Annotated in this window: 7 protein-coding genes; 4 read left to right on the top strand and 3 right to left on the bottom strand. The window is 70.7% G+C overall.

Features of this window, described 5'->3' with window-relative positions:
• Nucleotides 1-301 precede the first annotated feature (301 nt).
• The 3 genes from VS93_RS25375 to mtrA form a co-directional block, all read right to left on the bottom strand.
• Nucleotides 302-2,041: an LpqB family beta-propeller domain-containing protein gene (locus VS93_RS25375; RefSeq protein ID WP_052745998.1), complete on the bottom strand. Its 1,740-nt coding sequence runs from the start codon at nt 2,039-2,041 to the stop codon at nt 302-304.
• Between the two features lie 59 nt (nt 2,042-2,100).
• Nucleotides 2,101-3,771 (bottom strand): MtrAB system histidine kinase MtrB, encoded by a 1,671-nt coding sequence (gene mtrB, locus VS93_RS25370; RefSeq protein WP_236700736.1) that lies wholly within the window; start codon nt 3,769-3,771, stop codon nt 2,101-2,103.
• A gap of 77 nt (nt 3,772-3,848) precedes the next feature.
• Nucleotides 3,849-4,526 (bottom strand): MtrAB system response regulator MtrA, encoded by a 678-nt coding sequence (gene mtrA, locus VS93_RS25365; RefSeq protein WP_046472372.1) that lies wholly within the window; start codon nt 4,524-4,526, stop codon nt 3,849-3,851.
• Nucleotides 4,527-4,995: 469 nt separating this feature from the next.
• Here mtrA and VS93_RS32210 point away from each other — a divergent pair, with 469 nt between their 5' ends.
• From VS93_RS32210 to VS93_RS25350, 4 genes are all read left to right on the top strand, one after another.
• Nucleotides 4,996-5,910, top strand: coding sequence for a hypothetical protein (locus VS93_RS32210; RefSeq protein ID WP_236700735.1), 915 nt, complete (start codon nt 4,996-4,998; stop codon nt 5,908-5,910).
• On the top strand, nt 5,889-6,269 hold the full coding sequence (locus VS93_RS32205) for a hypothetical protein (RefSeq protein WP_236700734.1): 381 nt from the start codon (nt 5,889-5,891) through the stop codon (nt 6,267-6,269). The genes VS93_RS32210 and VS93_RS32205 overlap by 22 nt, the downstream gene beginning before the upstream one ends.
• 211 nt (nt 6,270-6,480) lie before the next feature.
• Nucleotides 6,481-6,933 (top strand): DUF4129 domain-containing protein, encoded by a 453-nt coding sequence (locus tag VS93_RS27380; RefSeq protein ID WP_338022801.1) that lies wholly within the window; start codon nt 6,481-6,483, stop codon nt 6,931-6,933.
• Nucleotides 6,930-7,900, top strand: a 971-nt coding sequence (locus VS93_RS25350; RefSeq protein ID WP_052745997.1) for a DUF4350 domain-containing protein, incomplete at its 3' end; no start/stop codon positions are given. The genes VS93_RS27380 and VS93_RS25350, both read left to right, overlap by 4 nt.

Raw genomic sequence — 7,900 nt, 5'->3', positions numbered from 1 at the left:
CGCCCACACGGGCGGGCAGCCGGAGCGGGCGCCGCAGCGGCGCGGCGGCCGGTCGAGAACATCGGCGCACGGAGCGCACAGCGGCCCTCCCGGGCCGGCGCACCCGGCGCACCGCTCACCCAGCGCGAGATCGACAAGGGCGGTGAGGAGGGGCTTGAGCCGCGACATGGCCCCAGGCTCGCCCGCCGTCCGCCCCCACCGCCAGTCGGACATCGCTTCTGTGGACACGGAGGGCGGGATTCAGCACGGGCGCCCGGCCCCCGGCGCGCGGGTCCGCGGCCGCACGGGAGGCGCCCGCTGCTCAGCCCGGGTAGACGGGGTTGGACCCCTCGGTGACGTACCGCCACATGAGGCGGTCGTTGGTCAGCCACACCTGGTCGTCGTCGGCACTGGAGAGCAGCGGCCGCCCCGGCGCCGCGGTGAGAGCCCCCATGTCGGCGCCGGTCGGCGCCCCGGCACTGGTGGTCTCGGTGCTGCCATCCAGCGACACCAGGAAGGCCTGCGCCGCTCCGCGCTCCTTCTGGCCGAGAACGGCGAGCTGGTCACCGCTGCGCCAGGCGACGTCGGCCACCTCTCCGAGATCCCGCGCGAGCGGTATCAACCGCCCCACGGAGACGTCGTCACCGTCGCTGATCACCCGTCCCGCATAGAGGCGCGGACCGTCCTCGTGCTCGGCGATGAGCGCGGCACGGGTGCCATCGCGGGAGATGCGGAACTCGGAGACGGCGATGTCGTCCAGTTCCGGGGCCGTCACCTCGAACGGCTCGCTGCCGTCGCGCAGTAGCCACAGCTTGCTTCCGGGGTCGGACCGCTCCTCGTCGTCCCGGTCCCCGCCTTCCTCCTCGACGACCCAGAGATCACCGTAGCCGTCCCAGGACAGCGCGGCGTAGTCGCCGCCGGACAGTACCGAGTCGTACTCGCTGCCCTCGGCCGCCTCGGCCAGCACCACCGACTCGAGGCCGGCCTCGATGCCGGCGACCCGGTCCTCGTCGAGGGAGACGGCGTGCTTCTGCAATGGCGTGTCACCGACACCGGGAGCGCCCTGGACGCGCGCCTCGTTCTGGTCATCGTCCTGCCCTTCACCGGAGAGGGACCAGAGCTGGCCGTCGCGGATGAAATAGGCGCTCGGGTCGCCTGACACCCCCGAAGGGTTGACCGAATCCCACTGGTCGTCGGTGGCCTGCAGGTTCTCTTCCTCTCCGCCGGGCAGGTCCACGTTGTCGCCGTCGATCCGCAGCGCGAAGTCCTGGACCTCGGGCAGCTGTTTGAGCGTCCAGGCGAGCTGCGCCCCCATGCCGTAGCGGTCGCGGACGGCGGTCGGTCCGCCCCTCAGCTCTACGGTCACGCTGCCCGAGTCGAACGCGACGTCCACCGTGGCCCCTTCGGGAAACGCGGAGCCCACGGCGGGCTCCAGCCACTCGGTGGGCCCGGACACCAGCTTCTGCACCAGGCGTGTGGCCAGGTTGTCACTGCTGACCGGCAGGAACACCGGGTCGGGCACCAGCGTGCTCTTGTCGCGGTTGAAGTAGTACAGGTTGAGGGGACGGTAGGCGCGGTCGACGTCGCGGCTGCCGAGAATCAGCGAGTCGGGCAGGTCATTGATCCGCCACTCGCCGCCGTCGTCCCTGGCCAGCTCGAACGTGACATCGATGACCTCCCCGGTCTCCTCGGGGATGTACTGCCCGTTCCCGGTGATCCGTGCGATCTGCGGGCCGCGCATCCGGATCGTGGCGGCCGTGCCGTCCGAGGAGACATCGGTGTCGAAGGAGATGCTGTCCATACTCTCGTAGACGAGCACGTCTCCCCCGGGCGCCCAGGTCTCCCGCGGGCCGGGCATCAGATACATCCGGGCCGCGTGATGGTTCTCCTCGAAGCTGCCCATGTCCCGGAGGAACCCCTTGATCAGGCCGTTCTCTCCCACACCCGGTTGAGGTCCGGCCGGCAGCATCCGCACGTAGCCGCCGTTGCCCTCCCCGGTATCCTCACCACCGGAGCCGCGGACGACGGGACCGCCGGTGGGCACCGACGCGCATCCCGTCATGACGGCGGCCAGTACGGCAGCGGCAGCAGCGGCGCCCAGCCGCGATCGCTCTCCACCGGTCACCCCTGACTCCCTCCTCCGGAGCGGGCCGGGTCAAGGTCCGTGGTCGGCGCGGGCAGAACGGGGCGTATCCGCCCAAGCGCCATCTCGGGCGGGGCCAGCGGAAGCGGCGATCCCCGCAGTTCCTTGCCGGACTCGCGCGGCAGCGACAGCCGGAACTGCGATCCCTTACCGGGCATCCCCCACGCCTGCAGCCAGCCGCCGTGCAGCAGGGCGTCCTCCTTGGCGATCGACAGGCCCAAACCGGTGCCGCCCGTTGTACGGGCCCGAGCTGGGTCGGCGCGCCAGAACCGATCGAAACAGAGGTGCTCCTCGCCCTCCTTGAGCCCCACTCCGAAGTCGCGCACGGCGACCGCGACCGCGTCGCGGTCGCCCGCGGCGGTGACGATGACGTCCTTGCCTTCACTGTGCTCGATTGCGTTCACGATGAGATTGCGCAGAATGCGGTTGATGCGCCGCTGGTCGAATTCGGCCGTGCACGGTTCGGCGGGCAGCCGGAGCACGACCTTGATCCCGCGTTTCTCCGCGATCTGCTCGGCGTCGCTGACCGCTTTCAGGACGGAGTCGCGGATGTCCACCGGCTCGATGGTAAGCGTCGCCGCCCCGGCGTCGTGCCGGCTGATCTCCAGCAGGTCGCCGAGAAGCTCCTCGAACCGTTCCAGCTGGCTCTGCAGCAGCTCCACGGAACGGCTCATGGTGGGGTCGAGCTCCTCGCGCTCCTCGTAGAGCAGATCGCCGGCCATGCGGATCGTGGACAGCGGAGTACGCAGCTCGTGGGAGACATCGGAGACGAACTGGCGCTGCACCTTGGACAGCTCCTCCAGCTCGTGGATCTTCTCCTGGAGATTGCCGGCCATGTCGTTGAAGGACATCGCGAGCCGCGCGAGATCGTCCTCGCCCCGCACGTTCATGCGTTCGGAGAGGTCACCCGAGGCGAGCTTCTCCGCTGAGCCGGCCGCGAGCCGGACGGGACTCACCACCTGGCGCGTGACCAGGAACGCGATCACCGCGAAGGAGATGATCAACGTGGCGGCCGCGAAGGTGATGGTGTTCTGTACCAGGGTGAGCATCTGCTGCTCGTGTTCCAGTGGGAACAGGTAGTACAGCTCGAACGCGTTGGACAGCTGCGCTCCCACCGCCAGGGCGGGCTCGGTGCTGTCGCCGCGCACGATCTCGGTGTAGGTGAGGTACTGCGACTCCAGCTCGGTGCTGTCCCGGACATCGTCGCGCAGCCGCTGCGGCACGCTCTCCTCCTCCACGGTCGCCCAGCCGGTGACGCCGCCCACGGAGGGGATGATGACGACCTCGTAGAGACCGGTGGTACCGCTGCGGGCACTGAGGTCCTGGGTGATCTGATCGAGCTGGGTGTCCTGCTCGACGGCGCCGCCGTCCTGCATGACGTTGAGGGCGTAGGTGAGCCCGGCTTTGTGGTCGCTGAGCGCCGCGTTCTCCTTCGCGTCGAGCAGGCCGGACTGCACCTGCTGCATCAGGAAGAACCCGAGCACGGCGGTGACCAGCGCGGAGATCACCAGGGTGGTGCTGACCACCCGCAGCTGCAGGGAGCGCCGCCAGCGCGTGTGGACGGCACGGACCAGCCCGCGGGCCGCCCGCTGCGCCACAAGGTAGCCGCGGAGTAGCAGGCCCCCCACTTTCTGCCAAAGCGATTGCACGGCGGACGCACTCTCCAGCGGGGGCGTCGCGTTGGCGTCGCCGGTGCTACTCGACACAGGTGCGGTCTCAGGATCGATCAGGCGGTACCGGCTTTGTAGCCGACACCGCGGACGGTGACAACGACCTCCGGGTGCTCAGGATCCCTCTCGATCTTCGCGCGCAGTCGCTGGACGTGTACGTTCACCAGGCGGGTATCGGCCGCGTGCCGGTATCCCCACACCTGTTCGAGCAGGACCTCGCGGGTGAACACCTGGCGCGGTTTGCGGGCGAGCGCTACGAGGAGGTCGAACTCCAGGGGGGTTAGGCTGATCGGTTCACCATCGCGGCGCACCGCGTGCCCCGCGACGTCGATGGTGATGTCGCCGATCTGCAGTATCTCGGGAGCCGGTTCCTCCGTGCGGCGCAGCCGGACGCGGACACGCGCCACCAGCTCCTTGGGTTTGAACGGTTTGACTATGTAGTCGTCGGCCCCGGATTCCAGGCCGAGCACAACGTCCACGGTGTCGCTCTTCGCTGTGAGCATCACGACCGGCACACCGGACTCCGCCCGGATCTGGCGGCAGACGTCGATGCCGTCCGCGCCCGGCAGCATCAGATCCAGCAGCACCAGATCGGGCTTGGTCTCGCGAAAGGCGTCCATCGCCTTGTCCCCGTCGTGCACGAAGGATGGTTCGAAACCTTCGCCTCTGAGGACAATGCCCAACATTTCGGCGAGAGCGAGGTCGTCATCGACGACCAGTACGCGTCCCTTCATCGATGTCTCCGGCGCCCGTACGCATCGACGTGCGGATGCGGACCGCGGCGCCTTCTCCTTTCCGGACATTCAAGCGGCACAACTTCGATCTCACGCCTGCCGGGTCCCCCCGCGCGGGAGTGCTTCTCTCCCCCTAACCTTGCCACCATCGGACACTGCTAGGCGCGTGGTCGCCCCATGTTCGGCCGTACGGATGGCAGATCCCCGTCTCTGCCTTTGCGCTGCGGTTGTCTCCTGGCCGAACCCCTCCCGAAATACCCTGCCGCCTGACCCGCCACCTCGTCCAGAGTGAATACTCGCCGGGGTGCGCGATTCGGTCGGTTGATAACCGAAAGCATACAAAACCAATGACGGGTGCCGCTGTATCGATAACCGGCGAATACCCCGGATGCGCTGGGGCGCCCGACAGCAGGCGGGTCTCGCATAGCGTGGGGAGCGCTGGAGGCAGCAGACCGGTGACGGAGGATCCATGACACACGAGGACGGTCACGCCTGGGAGGCTCCGGGTTCTCCCCCGCAACCGGGCGACGGCCAGGGCCCCGGTGCCTCGGCGGACCCGGCCTCGCCGCAGACCCCGTGGGCGGCTCCGGGACAGCACGGTTCCGGTCGGCAGCATGGCTGGGCCGCACCCGGGCAGGCCACCCCCGCGTCACCGCCGCCCGGAACCGGCTCCTACGGCGGACCGGCGCCCGGGGCCCCGGATCCCCGGTCCGGCGTCGTCGCGCTGCGTCCCCTCAACCTCAACGAGATCCTCAACGGAGCATTCAGCTACATCCGGCACAACCCAAAAGCCGTGCTCGGGCTGGCGGTCATCGTCATCGCGGTCTTCAGCATCGTGAGCTCCATCGGTATGGGCGGCTACCTCGCTGACCACGGCGCCTGGCTGGGGGAGGCCATCTCCGACCCAACCGCGGCCGAGGCCGACGTGCCGGTCGCTCCGTGGACGGTCATCGTGATGTACGGGGGCCTGCTGTTCAGCTACATCGGCCAAATCGTGCTGACCGGCCTGCTGGCGGCGGTCGTCGGGCTGGCCGTCCTCGGCCGCAAGCTCACCATGAAGGAGGCCATGGAGGCGGTGCGCGGCCGGATGGGCGCGGTGTTCGGCGTCGCCGGACTGCTCTTCCTCATCGGCCTGGGGTGGACCGGGCTGCTCATCGGGCTCATCCTGGCCGCGTCCGCGGTCGGCCTCTTCGCGGGTGTCCTCCCAGGCCTCCTCGTCTTCCTCATCGGCTTCGCTCCGCTTGTGGCACTGGGCGTGTGGGTCTGGGTGCGCACCTCGCTGGCGATGCCGGTGGCCGTTCTGGAGCGTCTCGGGGCCGGGACCTCCCTGGTGCGCTCCTGGCAGCTCACCCGGCGCAGCTGGTGGCGGGTCTTCGGAGCCTGATCATCGCCGTGGTGATCGCAAGCCTGGTGTCCAATCTGCTGATGACCCCGTTCGCGTTCGGCGGGCTGCTCATACCGCTCGCGGCCCCGGGAGCTCCCTGGGTCTACGTGGCCAGCGCCGCCGCCTCGTTCCTGGGCACCGTGCTCGCCGGCGCCCTCACCATCCCGTTCATCGTCGGCGTCACCACCCTGCTCTACGTGGACCTGCGGATGCGGCGCGAGGGACTGGATCTGAAGCTGCGGGCCGCACTCCACTCGGGCGGGACGATCGGTCCCGGTGTGTACCTGCCGGACCCGCCCAGCGCCCCGCCGTATCCCGGAACGCAGCACACCGGGAGCACCCCCGGGACCCCGATGTGACGGCCGTGCTCACTGGCGTTCCCCTCTTCTCCGCCGTTCCTGTCCCCGCGACCGTCGATCGCAGCGAGGGGGCGCGCATCGCCCGCGAGGAGCTGTCCGAACCGGTCTACGGTCAGGCCGAGCCCACCCTGGTCGAACGGCTCTACACCTGGGTGACCGAGTGGTTCGAACGGCTCGGTCAGCAGGTGGCGCAGTCGATCCCGGGCGGCTGGTGGGCGCTCGGGCCCCTGCTGGTCCTGCTGCTCGTTCTGCTGACCCTGCTGGTCGGGTACGCGCGCCCGTCCCGGCGGGCGCAGCGGCCCGGCGACGTCTTCGACACCGGCGCCCTCTCACCGCCGCCGACCACCGCGCCGCGGCCGACACGCACGCCGCGACCGGCGAGTACGCCGCAGCGATCCGTGAGCGCCTGCGCGCGATCGCCCGGGAGCTGGAGGAGCGCGCCATCCTGCCTCCACGACCCGGCCGGACCGCGACCGAACTGGCCGCCGAGGCCGCCGCCACACTGCCGCCCCAGCGCGACGCGCTGTACCGTGCCGCCGCCGTGTTCAACGACATCGCCTACGGGGAGCGCCCGGCCACCGCCGATGGCGACCGCTTCCTCCGGGAGCTGGACGAGCGGCTGCGCGAGACACGGCCGGTCGGAAACGGGGGGCGGAGCGAATGACGGCCGGCACTTCCGCCCCGTCCGGCTCCCAGGCCCCGGTCCCGGTGTCGCCGGGCCCCGGCGAGTTCTGGCGCCGGGCACGCGGTCCGCTCGCCTTCCTCGGCGGCCTCGTCCTGCTCGCCGTGCTGCTCTCGCTGGGGGCCGAGGACACCCCCGAGGGCTTCCTGGAACCCGAAGGACCCAACCCCCAAGGGGCCCGGGCCCTGGCGCAGATCCTGCAGCAGCGCGGAGCCGAGGTCACGGTCGCGCGCGAAACCGACGAGGCCGCGGCCGCGGCCGCGGCCGACGACACGGTGCTGGTACTGGCGCAATCGCATCGCCTGCTCCCCGAGGAACTCGACCGGATCGCCGATACGCCCGGCGACCGGATCCTGGTCCAGCCGACCACCCAGGCGCTGGGTTCCCTGGCACCGGGCGCGGTCATGAGCGGACGCACCGAGGACTCCACCCTGAGCGCCGACTGCGAGCTGCCGGCGGCACGCGCCGCCGGGAACGCCGACACCGGCGGCGAACTGTTCGCCGTCGAGGCGGCCGGCGACCAGGAGGGGACGGCCGGCTGCTATCCCGCCGACGACGGCGCGGCGCTGCTGCGCGTCCCGCGGGACGACGGCGCCACGACCGTGCTCGGCTCGGCGGCCCCACTGACCAACGAGCGCCTGGGCCGCGAAGGCAACGCGGCGCTCGCGCTCAACCTGGTGGGGGAAAGCGACGTCGTCTGGTTCCTGCCGGACGTGCCCGCCCAGGCCGGCCAGGCCACCCTGTGGGAGCTGCTTCCCCGCTCGTTCCACCTGGCCCTGGTGCCGCTGGGCGTGACCCTGCTGATGCTGGCGCTGTGGCGCGGTCGCCGGATGGGGCCCTTGGTCACCGAGCGGCTGCCCGTCGTTGTGCGCGCCTCGGAGACGACCGAGGGCCGGGCCGGGCTCTATGCGTCGCGGCGCGCCCGCGGCCGCGCCGCCGCGGCGCCGTG

Source organism: Allosalinactinospora lopnorensis, from assembly GCF_000981225.1.
Classification (GTDB): domain Bacteria; phylum Actinomycetota; class Actinomycetes; order Streptosporangiales; family Streptosporangiaceae; genus Allosalinactinospora; species Allosalinactinospora lopnorensis.
Note: the sequence above shows the minus strand (reverse complement) of the source record. Positions and strands in the feature narration are given on the sequence as shown.